Origin of the sequence: Nesterenkonia sp. PF2B19, from assembly GCF_001758425.2 — a bacterium.
Classification (GTDB): Bacteria; Actinomycetota; Actinomycetes; order Actinomycetales; family Micrococcaceae; genus Nesterenkonia; species Nesterenkonia aethiopica.
The window spans coordinates 76,497-91,109 of the sequence record NZ_MDSS02000002.1 but is presented as its reverse complement, the minus strand read 5'-3'; the positions used below and the strand labels follow the sequence as shown (position 1 = coordinate 91,109).

14 protein-coding genes and 1 pseudogene are annotated in these 14,613 nt (G+C 70.3%); 14 read left to right on the top strand and 1 reads right to left on the bottom strand.

Annotated features, from left to right (window positions below):
- Positions 1–16: 16 nt before the first annotated feature.
- Positions 17–946 carry a proteasome assembly chaperone family protein gene (locus tag BCY76_RS01020; RefSeq protein WP_070158785.1) on the bottom strand — a complete coding sequence of 310 codons (930 nt, stop codon included), beginning with the start codon at positions 944–946 and terminating at the stop codon, positions 17–19.
- A gap of 101 nt (positions 947–1,047) precedes the next feature.
- On the opposite strand from BCY76_RS01020, the gene BCY76_RS01015 reads away from it, so the two are divergent.
- The 14 genes and pseudogenes from BCY76_RS01015 (at position 1,048) to tatC (ending at position 14,541) form a co-directional block, all read left to right on the top strand.
- Positions 1,048–1,779 (top strand): HAD family hydrolase, encoded by a 732-nt coding sequence (locus tag BCY76_RS01015; protein ID WP_070158786.1) that lies wholly within the window; start codon positions 1,048–1,050, stop codon positions 1,777–1,779.
- A 38-nt stretch (positions 1,780–1,817) separates the two neighbouring features.
- Positions 1,818–2,579: a site-2 protease family protein gene (locus BCY76_RS01010; RefSeq protein ID WP_070158787.1), complete on the top strand. Its 762-nt coding sequence runs from the start codon at positions 1,818–1,820 to the stop codon at positions 2,577–2,579.
- 147 nt (positions 2,580–2,726) lie between these two features.
- A complete protein-coding gene (locus tag BCY76_RS01005) occupies positions 2,727–3,860 on the top strand; it encodes a tRNA (adenine-N1)-methyltransferase (RefSeq protein ID WP_139827552.1) in 1,134 nt (377 codons plus the stop codon).
- 169 nt (positions 3,861–4,029) lie between these two features.
- Positions 4,030–5,064 (top strand): AAA family ATPase, encoded by a 1,035-nt coding sequence (locus tag BCY76_RS18785; protein ID WP_237089888.1) that lies wholly within the window; start codon positions 4,030–4,032, stop codon positions 5,062–5,064.
- 166 nt (positions 5,065–5,230) lie between these two features.
- Positions 5,231–5,587, top strand: a complete 357-nt coding sequence (locus BCY76_RS18780) for a hypothetical protein (protein ID WP_237089887.1) — start codon at positions 5,231–5,233, stop codon at positions 5,585–5,587.
- Positions 5,584–7,318: pseudogene (gene dop, locus BCY76_RS20585) on the top strand (depupylase/deamidase Dop). Before BCY76_RS18780 ends, dop begins: the two are co-directional and overlap by 4 nt.
- 148 nt (positions 7,319–7,466) lie before the next feature.
- Positions 7,467–7,679: a ubiquitin-like protein Pup gene (locus BCY76_RS00985; RefSeq protein ID WP_070158789.1), complete on the top strand. Its 213-nt coding sequence runs from the start codon at positions 7,467–7,469 to the stop codon at positions 7,677–7,679.
- A 4-nt stretch (positions 7,680–7,683) separates the two neighbouring features.
- Positions 7,684–9,168, top strand: coding sequence for a Pup--protein ligase (gene pafA / locus BCY76_RS00980; protein WP_070158790.1), 1,485 nt, complete (start codon positions 7,684–7,686; stop codon positions 9,166–9,168).
- A gap of 125 nt (positions 9,169–9,293) precedes the next feature.
- Positions 9,294–10,493 (top strand): FKBP-type peptidyl-prolyl cis-trans isomerase, encoded by a 1,200-nt coding sequence (locus tag BCY76_RS00975; protein ID WP_070158791.1) that lies wholly within the window; start codon positions 9,294–9,296, stop codon positions 10,491–10,493.
- A gap of 174 nt (positions 10,494–10,667) precedes the next feature.
- Positions 10,668–11,072, top strand: a complete 405-nt coding sequence (locus tag BCY76_RS00970) for an FKBP-type peptidyl-prolyl cis-trans isomerase (RefSeq protein WP_070158792.1) — start codon at positions 10,668–10,670, stop codon at positions 11,070–11,072.
- A 6-nt stretch (positions 11,073–11,078) separates the two neighbouring features.
- Positions 11,079–11,693 (top strand): hypothetical protein, encoded by a 615-nt coding sequence (locus tag BCY76_RS18430; protein WP_201791056.1) that lies wholly within the window; start codon positions 11,079–11,081, stop codon positions 11,691–11,693.
- Positions 11,690–13,426: a WYL domain-containing protein gene (locus BCY76_RS00965; RefSeq protein ID WP_201791055.1), complete on the top strand. Its 1,737-nt coding sequence runs from the start codon at positions 11,690–11,692 to the stop codon at positions 13,424–13,426. Before BCY76_RS18430 ends, BCY76_RS00965 begins: the two co-directional genes overlap by 4 nt.
- Positions 13,423–13,683, top strand: coding sequence for a Sec-independent protein translocase subunit TatA (gene tatA, locus BCY76_RS00960; RefSeq protein ID WP_085437056.1), 261 nt, complete (start codon positions 13,423–13,425; stop codon positions 13,681–13,683). The genes BCY76_RS00965 and tatA overlap by 4 nt, the downstream gene beginning before the upstream one ends.
- Positions 13,684–13,776: 93 nt before the next feature.
- On the top strand, positions 13,777–14,541 hold the full coding sequence (gene tatC / locus BCY76_RS00955) for a twin-arginine translocase subunit TatC (protein ID WP_237089886.1): 765 nt from the start codon (positions 13,777–13,779) through the stop codon (positions 14,539–14,541).
- Positions 14,542–14,613: the final 72 nt, after the last annotated feature.

Genomic DNA, 14,613 nt, shown 5'->3' with positions numbered 1-14,613 from the left:
GCCCGACGGGCCGGCGTCAGGAGTCGCCGGGCTCGGGCGGCCGGCGACGGCGCAGATACCGTTCGAACTCGCGCGCGATCGCCTCGCCGCTGGCCTCCGGCAGATTGGGTGTGTCGGTGGCCTCCTCCAGCCGCTGCACATACTCGGCGATGTCGGTGTCCTCCTGAGCCAGCTCGTCCACGCCGCGCTCCCACGCCTCGGCGTCCTCGGAGACCTCCTCGACGTCCAGGGTCAGCCCGAGCAGGTCTTCGAGCTGCCGCATCAGGGCCAGCTGGGCCTTCGGGGAGGGCGCCTGACCCACATAGTGCGGCACGGCCGCCCACAGCGAGACCGCGGGGATGCCGGCCTGGTTCGCCGTGTGTGCCAGGACTCCGACGATCCCGGTGGGCCCCTCATAGGTCGGCTCGTCCACATCCAGGGCGTCCTGCAGAGCGGGGTCCTCACTGGACAGTGCGGCAGGGATGGGCCGGGTGTGCGGCACGTCCGCCAGCAGCGCGCCCACCAGCACGATCGCGGCGACGTCGTGCTCGGCGGCCTTGGTCAGGATGTCGGCGGTGAAGGCCTGCCAGCGGAAGCTCGGCTCCACGCCGTTGACCAGCAGCAGGTCCAGTTCACAGGTCTGCGGGCGGGCCCGGTAGATCTTCGTCGCGGGCCAGACGATCTCCCGGTGCGACCCGGTCCGACGGACCCGCGGGCGGGTGAACTGGTAGTCGTAGTAGTCCTCGTCGTCGATGCGCTCGACCAGCTCTCCGTCGGCGGCCGTGGTGATGGAGCGCACGGCCGAGGAGGCGGCCCCGCCGGCGTCGTTCCAACCCTCGAAGGCCAGCACCATCACGGTGGGCCGCTCGTCTGCCACGTCGGTGGACTCGCGGAGATGCCGGGCGAACCGGGCGGCGCGGGCCTCGGTCTGCTCGGGTGCGTCCTCGGGCTGGTTCTGCTGATCCACAGCTCTCACACTAGCTCCGGCCCTGGGGGGAGGGAAGTGCTGACGTGGGCGTGTGACGTCCGCGACGGCGTGCCGCGCGTCATCACGCCTACGATGGAAGCATGCATTCTGAGACCTCTCCCGGCGCGTCCCGACGGCTCCAGGCCGTGTTCTGGGACATGGACGGCACCCTCGTCGACACGGAGCCCTACTGGATCGCCTCCGAGTATGAGCTCGTCGCGGCCCACGGCGGCTCCTGGAGCGACGAACAGGCCCACTCGCTGGTGGGCCAGGCTCTGACGCACAGTGCCGCCGTGCTGCAGCGTGCCGGAGTGGACCTGTCGGTCCGTCAGATCATCGACCATCTCATCGGACAGGTGGTGGAGAGGGTCCGAGAGCAGATGCCGTGGCGTCCCGGCGCCCGCGAGCTGTTGGAGGACCTCCATTCCGCGGGAGTGCGCTGCGCCCTGGTGACCATGAGCGAAGGGCCGCTCGCCCGTGAGGTCGTCGCCGCCCTGCCGGAGGGGAGGCTCGAGTTCGTCGTCTCGGGAGACATGGTCAGCCGTGGCAAGCCTGACCCGGAGGCCTACCATGTGGCGTTCGAGCGGATGGCGGCCGACCATCCGGAGCCTCTGGAGCGCGGACGCTGCCTGGCGGTGGAGGACTCGGTGCCCGGCACGGCCGCCGCCGCGGACTCCGGGATCGTGACCCTGGCGGTGCCGCATATGAGTCCGCTGCCCGAGTCGGGACGTTGGCACACTCTGCCCACTCTCCGCGGCCTCGACGCCGATGGGTTGGACCAGCTGATCTCGGTGGCTCCCGGCTCGGCCATCGGCTCGCTGGCCCGACCATGAGACCTCGAACGGGACGGGGCGGGATCACGGTCGCCCGCGTGGCCGGCACGCCCGTGCGGCTGCAGTACTCCTGGTTCCTCATCGGCGGGGTCATCGTGATCCTGTTCGGACCCCAGGTGGCCCGCATCTTCCCCGGGCTGGGGGTGTGGGCCCACCTGGTCGCGGCCGCCTATGCGGTGCTGCTGCTGCTCTCGGTGCTCGCCCATGAGCTGGCCCATGCGCTCACCGCCCGTGCCTTCGGCTGGCCGTCCACCGAGATCGAGCTGAACCTCTGGGGCGGTCACACCCAGTTCCTCACCCGGGAGGCGACTCCCGGGAAGTCGTTGGCCGTCTCTCTCGCCGGGCCGGCTGCGAATCTGCTGATCGCCGCCGTGGGCTGGGCGCTGATCGAAGCCCTGGAGCCGGTCGGGGTGCTCGGCATGCTCGCCTCGGTCACCGTGCTCGTCAACTTCCTGGTGGGGCTGTTCAACCTGCTGCCGGGGCATCCCCTCGACGGCGGGCGCCTCGTAGAGTCCGCAGTCTGGCGGGCCACGGGGAGTCAGGACCGCGGGATGCTGGCGGCCGGCTGGGCGGGCCGCGCCGTCGTCGTCGCCCTCGCCGCGACGGTCCTGGTCCTGGCCGCCACGGGTTCGCCGCGGATCAGCCTCGTGCTGGTCGTCGTGGCGACGATGGTGTGCTTCTTCCTCTGGCAGGGTGCTGGGGATGCGGTCCGGACGGCCCGAGCTCGGCTGACGCGTCAGCGGCACGACGACGACGGCGGAGGCGGGGCCGGCGGGCCTCAGGGCCCCGGGGAGCGATAGGCTCGAGATGACGAATGCGTCGGCGCCGGCACCGGTCCGTCGTCGCGCCACCAGACCCCCACGACGAGAGTGAGATCCGTGAGCACCAACCCCGAGTCGGCACCGACAGGCCCCGCGGACGAGCAGGGCGCTCCGATCGGCGTGCACATGCGCAAAGGCCCGCTGCGGCCGGGCCAGCGCGTGCAGCTCACCGACCGGAAGGGGAAGCCCAGCACCATCACCCTGCAGCGCGGAGGTGAGTGGCACACCCACCAGGGGGTGCTGCGCCATGACACGATGATCGGTCAGCCCGAGGGCATCGTGGTGGCCAACGACGCCGGCCACGAGTACCAGGTGCTCCGCCCGCTGCTGAACGACTTCGTGCTGTCGATGCCGCGCGGCGCCACCGTCGTCTACCCCAAGGACTCGGCCCAGATCGTCCAGGTGGCTGACGTCTTCCCCGGAGCGCACGTCATCGAGGCCGGGGTGGGCTCGGGTGCGCTCTCCCTCTCCCTGCTGCGCGCCGTCGGAGATCACGGCACGGTGCACTCCTATGAGCGTCGTGAGGACTTCGCCGAGATCGCCCGCGGCAACGTGGAGGCGTTCTTCGGCCAGCCGCATCCCGGCTGGAAGGTCCTGGTGGGCGACATGCAGGAGCAGGTGCCCCACCAGGAGAGCGCCGGAGCGGCGGATCGGGTGGTCCTGGACATGCTGGCCCCGTGGGAGTGCCTCGACGCGGTGCGGCATGTGCTCGCTCCGGGCGGCGTGTGGGTCAGCTACGTCGCCACCGTCACCCAGCTGTCTCGGCTCGCTGAGGCGATCCGCGCCTCCGGGGCCTTCACCGAGCCGGAGGCCCACGAGACGATGCTGCGCACCTGGCATCTCGACGGTCTGGCGGTGCGCCCGGACCATCGCATGGTGGCTCACACCGGATTCCTGCTCTCGGCCCGCAGACTGGCCGACGACCAGACGCCGCTGCAGCTGAAGAAGCGGGAGAAGCAGTCCGAGGTCACCACGGAGGACATGCAGGCCTGGCTCCCGGAGGACGCCGCCTGGGACGAGGAGACGCTCAAACGGCGCACCGTCACTGGGCGCAAGGCCCGCAAAGCCGCCGCCCACTCACAGAAGCTCGCAGAGGCCGCGCGCGGCGCCGACGACCCAGCACCGTCCCAGGAGCCGTCACAGGACACTGTGCAGGACACTGTGCAGGACACTGTGCAGGACGCCGCCCAGGACACAGCGGACACAGCCGAGACCGGCCGCGGGCCCCGGGGCGGGGCCGTGGAGCAGGAGGAGACATGAGCCAGACGCCGCACAGGGACCGCCCACTGGAGAGTCCTCGCCGGCAGAGGCCACGGCCGAGCAGCTGCAGGAGCGCCTGGAGCGCGCCCACCGGCAGCTCGACTCGCTGCGCCAGCGCAGCCGCCAGCTGGAGCAGCAGCTGCAGACCGCCGGGAGCACGAACCAGCGGATGGCTCGACTGCTGGAGACCACGCGGAACCAGATGGACGAGCTGCGCACCGCGCTGCACGCCGACGGCCAGGCACCCTTCACCTTCGGCACCGTGATCGGCTACCGGCCGGCCCATGAGCTGGTCGAGGGACGGGAGATCGACGCGGCCACCGGACCCGGGGCGGACATCCTGCACGGCGGCCGGAAGATGCGGGTCAGCGTGTCCCCGCTGCTCGACCCCGAGCAGCTGCGGCCCGGGCTTGAGGTGCTGCTCAACGAGCACCTCACCGTGGTGGCGGTGCTGCCGGCCGAGGACACCGGGGAGCTCGCTCGGGTCAAGGAGGTGCTGCCGGACGGTCGTCTGGTGGTCTTCATCCGGGGCGAAGATGAGCGTCTGGTGCGCCTCGCCGGTGACCACGAGACTCCGGTGCGGGTCGGCGACGCCGTCACGGTGGACCTGCGCACCGGCACCGCGACCGAGGTGGTGCCGCTCTCCGAGGTCGAAGACGTCGTGCTGGAGGAGACGCCGGACGTCTCCTATGCGGACATCGGTGGTCTCTCCGAGCAGATCGAGCAGATCCGCGACGCCGTCGAGCTGCCGTTCCTGCACGCGGACCTCTACCGCGAGCACGGGCTCAGCGCGCCTAAGGGCATCCTGCTCTATGGCCCTCCGGGCTGCGGGAAGACCATGATCGCCAAGGCCGTGGCCTCCTCGCTGCAGGGCGTCGAAGCGCCAGACGGCGCGGGGGCCCCCGGGACGACGTCGGCCCGCAGCTTCTTCCTCAACATCAAGGGGCCCGAGCTGCTGAACAAGTACGTCGGCGAGACGGAACGTCATATCCGGGTGATCTTCTCTCGGGCGCGGGAGCGGGCTTCGGCGGGACACCCGGTGGTGGTGTTCTTCGATGAGATGGAGGCGCTGTTCCGCACGCGCGGCACCGGCGTCTCCTCGGACGTGGAGACCACGATCGTCCCGCAGCTTCTGGCGGAGATCGACGGCGTCGAGTCCCTGGACAACGTCATCGTCATCGGCGCTCCAACAGGGAGGATATGATCGATCCGGCGATCCTGCGCCCCGGGCGCCTGGACGTGAAGATCCGAGTCCGCCGTCCCGGCGCCGCCGCGCCCGGGAGATCCTGGGGATCCATCTGGGCGGTCGGCTGCCGCTGCGGGCCGACTATGTCGCGGAGAAGGGCGGGCATGCCGAGGCCGTGGAGGCGATGGTCGACGCCGTCGTCGACCGGCTCTATCCGCAGGACTCGGCGGCGCGTCTCCGCCTGGTGCACGCGGACGGCGCCACCACGGACTTCACCGCCGCGGACTTCATCTCGGGAGCGGTGCTGAGCAACATCGTCGACCGGGCCAAGAAGTCCGCCATCAAGCAGTTCCTCGCCGCTGACCGCAGTGTGGAGGCCAAGGGGCTCTCGGAGGAGCAGCTGTTGGCAGCGGCCGAGGCCGAGCTGCGTGACCAGGAGGACCTGGTGAACACCGCGGACCCCCAGGAATGGGCGCGGGTGCTCGGCGCCGCCCCGTCCCCGGTGGTGCGGGTCGAACGACTGGCCGGAGGAGCCCGATGAGCGTACGGCGTCTGATCGGCATGGAGACCGAGTACGGGATCCACGCCCCGAACAACCCCCGGGCGAGCCACGTGGCCTTGTCCATCGAGCTGGTCAACGCCTATGCGGCGGCGGTCACGGAGGACGGCGGCGCGGTGGCCGGCACGGAGTGGGACTACCGTTCGGAGTCCCCCCTGGTGGACGCCCGCGGCTGGGTGCTGCCCCGTTCGGCGGCGCATCCGAGCCAGCTGACCGACACCGGCGAGGCCCTCGAGGGGGTCAGCGGGGGAGACCCCTCCCCGGCCGACGTCCCGGTGCGGGCCACGCCGAGGACCGCCTCGACGGCGAGTCCCGCAGACCTCTCGGAAGGACAGGAGGACAGTGGGGACTCGGAGTTCCATGCGCCGGGATCGGCGCACTGGCGCGGCGACTTCTTCGAGCTCCGGGAGGGGCAGCCGCAGCTGCTGATGAACCTGGTGCTGACCAACGGGGCGCGGCTGTACGTGGACCACGCCCACCCCGAGTACTCCGCGCCGGAGACGATCGGCGCCAAGCGCGCGGTGCTCTATGACGTCGCCGGGGACGTGATCGTCCGGCGGGCCGTGGAGCGGCTCGCTCGCGAGGATGGCAGCCCGGAGCTGCTGCTCTACAAGAACAACACCGACGGCAAATCCGTGTCCTACGGCGCCCACGAGAACTACCTGGTTCCCCGGGAGGTGCCTTTCGATCAGCTGGTCGCCGGGCTGATCCCGTTCTTCGTGACCCGGCAGATCATCTGTGGAGCCGGTCGCGTGGGCATCGGTCAGCGAGCCTCTCGCAGCGGCTTCCAGATCTCTCAGCGGGCCGACTTCTTCGAAGAGCAGGTGGGTCTGGAGACCACGGTGCGGCGCCCCATCATCAACACCCGGGATGAGCCGCACGCCGACGCGACCGGCATCGGCGCCTGCACGTGATCATCGGCGACGCGAACATGAGTGAGTACTCGGCCTGGCTCCGCGTGGGCACCACGGCGCTGGTCCTGGACCTGATCGAGTCCGGTCGGGCTCCCCAGCTGCGCCTGCACGACCCGGTCGATGCGCTGAAGGCCGTTTCGCATGACCCGAGCCTCACCACCACGGTGCGCACCAATCGGGGCGAGATGACCGCCCTGCAGATCCAGCGGCTCTACCTGCGGGCCGCGGCCTCCCGGGCGGCCGAGAAGTCCGGACCGAAGTCGGCCCACACCGCCCCGGACACCGAGACCGCGGAGGTGCTCGAGGCCTGGGAGACTCTGCTGGAGGACCTCGAGAACGACCTCACCCTGGCCGCGGACCGCGTGGACTGGGTGGCCAAGCTGACCCTCATGGAGTCCTACCGTCGGCGGGACCGGCTGGACTGGGATGCCCCGCAGCTGAAGCTCATCGACCTGCAGTACGCCGACCTCCGGCCGGAGCGCGGGCTCTACCACAAGCTGGCCCGGGCCGGGCGGATGCGGCGGCTGTTCACCGACGATCAGGTCGCCTGGGCGGCGGCGCACCCGCCCGAGGAGACCCGGGCCTGGCTGCGCGGCCAGCTCGTGTCCCAGCATGCCGACCACGTGGTCGGCGCCAGCTGGGACCAGATCCTGCTGCGTCCCGATCCGCTGGGACGCGTCACGCGTCTGACGATGGCGGAGCGACCCGCGGCTCCCGTGCCGACGCGGAGCCTGTCCTGTATGCCGCCGAAGCCCCTGAGGACCTGGTGGCCGGGCTGCGCCGTCTGTTGGAGTCCTGAACGCCCCGTCAGGCCCGGCGGGACACGCAGAAGCCGCCGGCAGTCGTAGACTCGGAAGTCAGTCCGTCGCACGGCGCCCCGCCGTGCGGAGAAGGTCCCGGACCCCTGGTGCTCGGCGCCGGGTCCGGGGACGAGGAAGGGAGACATCATGGCCACTCAGCCGCAGCGCCGTCCCGGCCAGACCGAGCAGGACACCCCGGGAGCCCCCGGGGACGGTGGAGCGCCGGCCCCTGCCGGCGGAAACGCCCAGTCTCAGGCACGGGTGGAAGAGCTCGACAGCCTGCTCGACGAGATCGACTCGGTGCTGGAGAGCAACGCCGAGGAGTTCGTGAAGGGATTCGTCCAGAAGGGCGGTCAGTAGCAGCATGGAGCGTCGCGTCTTCGGCGTGGAGACCGAGTTCGGCCTGGCGCACCACGGCCAGGGACGTCGCGGACTGGCGCCGGACGAGGCCGCCCGGTACCTGTTCCGTCCGGTGATCGACTGGGGGCGCAGCTCGAACGTCTTCATTCCGAACGGGTCCCGGCTCTACCTCGACGTCGGATCCCATCCGGAGTACGCCACCGCCGAATGTGATGACCTGCTCGACCTCATCGCCTCGGACCGGGCGGGGGAGCTGATCATGCATGACCTCGGCCAGCGGGCCGAGGCGGCGATGGGCGCCGACGGGCTTCCCGGATCGGTCTACCTGCTGAAGAACAACATCGACTCGCAGGGCAATTCCTACGGCTCGCACGAGAACTACCTGATCCCTCGGACCACGCATTTCCGGCGACTGTCCACCGTGCTGCTGCCCTTCCTGGTGACCCGCCAGATCATCGCCGGTGCCGGGCGCATCGTCCCCGCGACGGAGGACGCACCGGCGCACTACGCCTTCTCGCAGCGTGCCGACCACATGTGGGAGGGCATCTCCTCGGCCACCACCCGGTCCCGTCCGATCATCAACACCCGGGACGAGCCGCATGCCGATGCGTCGGTGCATCGGCGGCTGCATGTGATCGTGGGCGACTCGAACATGTCGGAGACCACCCAGCTGGTGCGTTTCGGTGCGACAGACCTCGTCCTGCGCATGATCGAGGCCGGCCAGCCGCTGGGAGACCACGAGCTGGAGAACCCGATCAGCGCGATCCGCCACATCAGCCACGACCTCTCCGGGCGCGCGACGGTGCGCACCCGCGAGGGCAAGCGCGTGACGGCTGTGGACGTGCAGGCCGCTCTGCTCGAGAAGGCGCGCCGCTTCGTCGCCCGGCACGGAGCCCACCACGACAGGGTCGAGCAGGTCCTCGACCTCTGGGGCAGAGCCGTGGAGGCGGTCGCCACCGGCGATCACTCGCTCATCGACCGGGAGATCGACTGGGCCATCAAGAAGCGGCTGATCGACGAGGTCGCCGCCCGCTCAGGGCTCGACCTCGGGGCGCCCCGGCTGGATCAGATCGACTTCGCCTACCATGACATCCACCCGGAACGGGGCCTGTTCCACCTGCTGGTCCGACGGGGCCGCGCCGAGAGGCTGCTCGACGACGCCCGCCTGCGTCGGGCGATCACCGACCCGCCCGCGACGACGCGTGCCGTCGTCCGGGGGCGCTTCCTCTCAGCGGCTCGTGCCCACGGCGTCGGCCACACCGTGGACTGGGTCCACCACAAGCTGGTGGACCGCCCCTTGGAGGCGGTCATGGTCAAGGATCCCTTCGTGACCGAGGACCCTCGGATCGAGACGCTGCTGGCTCGCCTCGGCGGCGAGCTGCTCGAGCTGAACCCCGCCGAGCGGGAGGCTCAGTCGGTGCCGCTGGCGCTCAGCGAGCGCTACGTGCGGACACAGCCCGCGGCACCGCCCGAGCCCCCGCTGGTGTGATCGGCGCACGGGCTCGACACGGAGGAACGGCACGCGGCCGTCCAGCGGGAACCTGTACAGTTCACCCTGGCGAGAACACTGGCGGGACCACCGTCTGCCCCGATCAACACTGGAGGACACCCTTCGTGCGAAAGAAGCATCACGCCGCCCTGGCCGCCCCTGCCGTGCTGCTGCTGGCCGCCTGCTCCGGCGACGGCCTCGGCGACACCTCAGCGCTGTCGGGGATCGACCTGCATTTCACGGATGAAGGCGTCCCGGAGGTGCTGATCAGCAACCCGGTCGAGGCGGACGAGGAGTCCTCGGTGATCCTCTCCCAGGGCGATGGCGAGGAACTGGATCCGGAACAGATCCTGCACGTCTCCTCGGCGACGGTGGACCCCTCGAGCGGTGCCGTCCAGCAGGAGAACTTCAGCGAGGATCTGCCCTCCTTGCTGTTCCTGCCGATGATCGAGCAGCAGAGCGAGTTCATCTACGATTCGCTCATGGAGACGGGCGCGACCGTCGGCTCCGATCTGGCCCTCTACGAGCCGGGAACGCCGGAGACGGGCGGCGTCGACTCGTTGATCATCCTGCGCATCGATGATCAGGTTCCCGCCTATGCCACCGGTGAGGAGCAGGAGCAGAGCGGCGACCTCCCGGAGATCACGTCTGTGGAGGGCGAGGCTCCCGAGCTCGCCGAGGCGCCCGGCGACGACGAGGACGCCCCCGAGGAGACCGCGAGCGAGGTGCTGATCGCCGGCGACGGCGAAGAGATCGGCGCCACCGACCAGGTCGTGGTCCGCTACACCGGGTGGAAGTGGTCCGACGGCGAGGTCTTCGACTCGGCCTGGCCCGGTGTGACCGCCGGGGCCGCGGAGGACGATGAGGCCGATGAGGCCGATGAGGACGATGAGGCCGATGACGCCGACGACTCCGAGGACGAGGCCGAGGGGGAGGAGACCCCGCCGGCACCGCCCGCGAGCTTCCCGCTGGACAACCTGGTCGCCGGATGGGCCGAGGGTCTGGAAGGCAAGCATGTCGGTGACCGCGTGCTGCTGGTCATCCCGCCGGAGGAGGGCTACGGGGAGTCCGAGGGCCACGAGCTCCAGGACGAGACCCTGATCTTCGTCGTCGACGTCATCGAGGCCGCACCCATGCCGGAGCAGACGCAGCAGGAGATGCCCGAGCAGCCGGAGCTCAGCGAGGAGGAGCTTGAGGAGCTCCAGGAGATGCTCGAGGAGCAGGGCGCCGCGGAGAGCGGAGCCGACGACGCCGATGCTGAGGGCGACGCTGAGGATGAGGCTGAGGACGACGCTGAGGACGATGCCGGCGACGACGACGAGTGAGAGGGGCCCCGCGGCCGCCGGCGCGTGACGGGCGCTCCGTGAGGACCCGACCCTGACGATCCCACGCCCCGGGGCCCGACCTGATGGTCCGGCCCCGGGGCGTGTGCCGTCTCTGCTGTGCGGTCTCCGATAGGCTGGATGCAGAAGATCCCTGTCGGAGAGGAAACAGCACCTATGTCTTTCGGTCAGCGCACCTACGACCGCACACGCCCGGAGATCGACTTCCCCGGAGACACTCCGCCTGAGGAGCTCGTCGTCGAGGAGCTCATCCCCGGCGGCGGCCGCGCCGTCGAGCCGGGCGACCAGGTGTCGTGCCACTACGTGGGGGTGTCCTGGTCCACCGGCGAGGAGTTCGACGCCTCCTGGAACCGTGGCCAGCCGTTGGACTTCACGGCCGGCGTCGGACAGGTCATCGCAGGCTGGGACCAGGGGCTGATCGGGATGAAGGAGGGCGCTCGGCGGCGTCTGGAGATCCCGCCGCACCTGGCATACGGCGAGCGTGGCGCCGGTGCGGCCATCGGGCCGAACGAGACCCTGATCTTCGTGGTCGACCTGGTCCGCGTCCGTCGAGCCGGCTGATCCGCCGTGGTCGGGTATCGCCACCGCAGCCGAGGCGGGCCGGACCGGATCGGCGCCGAGGGGCAGGGGGGCTTCGTCTACGGGACGACGCCGCATGCTCCTGAGGCGGAGCGACAGGACGCCTTCGCCGACACCGGCGTCAGCCGCGCGCTCTCGCTGGCGGCGACGCTGATCGACGCCGCCCCCGTGGGCCTCTCCAAGGCAGAGATCCGGGAGCGGGTCGAGCACTACCGTCCCGAGGGCGAGACCTCCCGGGAGGCCTTCGAGCAGCAGTTCAACCGGGACAAGCGGACGCTGCGGCGGCTCGGCATCGACATCACGTCCCTGGGTTCCGAGGACGAGGGGCGGGACGGCCACGGCGGTGACCACGACTTCCGCTACGTCATCGATCCGGAGGCCCACGGGCTGCCCCCGTTGCGGATTCCGGCGGACGAGGTCATCGCCCTGCGACACGCCGAGCTGCTGTGGAGCGGGACCCGGGCACAGGCGGCCATACGGCAGGCCGCCGGCGCGCTGACGGCCCTGCAGGCCTCGGAGCCGGCGGGCGACCGTGCCGCGGCCGCTTCGACTGCGATCCGGAGGCGCCCACGCCCGGCGCTCTGCCGCCTCCGGCATCGGTGAGACTGGGTCTGGCCGACGACCACGTGCTCGACCACCTCGGGACCCTCGCCGACTCCCTGACGACTGCGGCAGTGGCGTTCACCTACAGTCCGCGAGGCCGGCATCGCGCCCAACAGCGCCGCACGGTGCCGTTGGGCGTAGGCTCCCGCGGCGGCTGGTATCTGGTGGGCCACGATCTTGACCGCGACGCCGTCCGTGTCTACCGATTGGACCGCATCCGTGGCGACATCACCCGGCTCACGGCGCCGGACGATTCCATCAGGACCGTCCTGGAGCAGATCGCCGACGGCCGCATCGACCCCCCGCAGGTGACCCGCGAGCAGCTCGAGACCCTCGGCCCGGCCCACGGGACGGAGACGGTGGAGCTGGAGGCCGACGCCGACGTCGCGGCCACCTTCCTGCCGCATGCGCGTCACGATCCTGTGTCTTCTGAGGCGTCCCACGACGAAGCTGTCCGACTTACGGTCGAGACCACGCTCCACGACAGCTTCCTGGGGAAGATCGCCGTCGCGCTGCCGCGGGTCCGGGTGCTCTCCGGGGAGCGACTCACGGCGCTGGTCCGGCGTCACCTGGAAGCTGTGCGCCGGGCGCATCGGGACAGCCCGGTTCCGGCGGAGGAGCTGAGGGCGCCGCGGACCTCGACGACCAACGACGCCGGAGCGAAGATCGCCCGGGTCATGTCGATGGCCGCCTACCTGCACGCCACCGGCGGTGCACGGGCCAGCGATCTGCTGGAGCGCTACAGCATCACGCCTCGTCAGCTGCACCGGGATCTTCTCTCCCTGCAGCAGTCGGCCGCCTTCGATTCCGCGCAGTTCGGGCACTACATCGACATCGACCCAGAGCTTCCGCTGACGCGTCGCGTGTTCGAGAAGCAGCTGCTGGCAGAGGACCCGGTCATCCGCATCGCCCTGCCGGGCCCGCGGCTTCAGGACACGCTGGGGCGTCCGCTGCGGCTGACCGCACCGCAGGCGCTCTCGGTGCTGATCGCCCTGGAGGGTCTCATCGCCTCCCAGGATCCGGACACCGAGCCGGTCCGGCAGGCCGCCGCGCGCCTGCGCGACAGGATCCGTGCGATCGTTCCGGCTGAGCTCGACGCCACTGCCGCCGAGCTGAGTGTGGCCTGGCAGAGCGCCGACGAGTTCGGCCACGAGGCCGTTCTGCGCGAGGCCCTCGACGGCGAGCACGCCGTCGAACTCCTCTACGAAGATGTCCAGAACCGCCGGACCCGTCGCGTCGTGGACCCCGTGACGCTGCTGCACGACGGCGCCCGCACCTACCTGCGGGCCTGGTGCCGGTCGGTGGAGGGGGAGCGGAACTTCCTGCTCGGCCGGGTGCTGGACCTGACGCCGATGCCGGACACGCCGCTGAGCGATCAGGCCCGCGCGCTCGCGACCGAGCCTGCGCGCCGCCCGGAGGTCCCTCGTCGTCGCGATGACGAGCTCGTGATCCTGCGCTTCGCCCCCTCGGCGGCGGCCGACGCTGATGCCTGGGCGCCCGTGCGGGAGGTCTGGGGAGAGGACGGCGCGCGGACGGTGGAGGTCGCCCTGCGCAGCGGGTCCATCGCCGTCGATCTGGCGCTGCGCTCCGGGGGCGACGTCACCGTGCTGCAGCCGGAGGAGCTTGCCGGGGAGGTCGTGCGTCGAGCCGAACGGGGGCTGGCGGCCCTGGGCGACGGTGTGTCCAGCTCGGTGGAGTATCCTGGGGGCCAGACGAAAGGACGCACTCCATGAACATCACCGGTTGGCAGATCGCCATCATCGCCCTGCTCATCATCCTGCTGTTCGGTGCGCCGAAGCTTCCACAGCTGGCCAAGTCCGTGGGTCAGTCGATGAGGATCTTCAAATCCGAGGTCCGCACGATGCAGGACGAGTCTGACTCCAAGGACCCCGAGACCGGCGACGCCGAGCGTCCCGCGGTGGAGGGCCGTGTGGTGGACCCCACCGACACCCCGCGCGGCAGCTCACAGCACCGCCGCGACCACGCCTGAGGACCGATGGCAGGGACGCACGACGACGCTCCCCGCACCTCATCGCCACGACGTCGCAGGAAGTCGAGACGCCGCAGAGACCCTGAGGGGAAGATGCCCCTGAAGGAGCATCTGCGCGAACTCCGCAATCGGCTCATCAAGGCCTGCCTGGGGATCGTGGTCGGTGCCGTCGCGGGGTTCTTCCTCTATGACACGATCTTCGCGCTGCTGAGCGCGCCGGTCATCGGTTTCGACGATGTGGACCGCAGCACCGAGATCGCCTTCAACACGGTCGGCCAGCCGCTGGACCTGATGATCCGCATCTCGCTGTTCGTCGGGATCGTGATCTCCTCGCCGGTGTGGCTCTACCAGCTGTGGGCCTTCATCATGCCCGGGCTGCAGAAGAAGGAGAAGCGCTACGCCCTGGGGTTCATCGCCGCCTCGGTGCCGCTGTTCGTGATCGGCATCGGCCTGGCCTACGTGGTCCTGCCGCAGGCCATCCGATTCTTCTTCACCCTGAACCCCGAGGGCACGTCGAACATCATCGCTCCGGACGTCTATTTCACCTTCGTGCTGCACCTCTTCCTGGCCTTCGGGGTCGCGATGGTCATCCCGGTGATCCTGGTGGGAGTGAACATGATGGGGCTGATCACCGGGCGTCGGGTCCTCAAGAGCTGGCGGGGGACCCTGATGTTCATCGCGCTGATCTCGGCCATGGCGGCCCCCGGCGGCGATGCGATCACCATGTTCTTCATCGCCGGTCCGCTCGTGGTCCTCTTCGGGGTCGCGATCGTGCTGTGTCTGCTCAATGACAAGCGCCGGGAGAAGCGGGTGGCCGCTCGCGAGGCCGCCACCGAGGATCTCATCACCCGCACCTGAGCGGGGTGCGGATCGTCTCTCCGTGAGAGATCGTCGCCGAATCAGGGGGCGATCTCTCACGGAGAGACGATC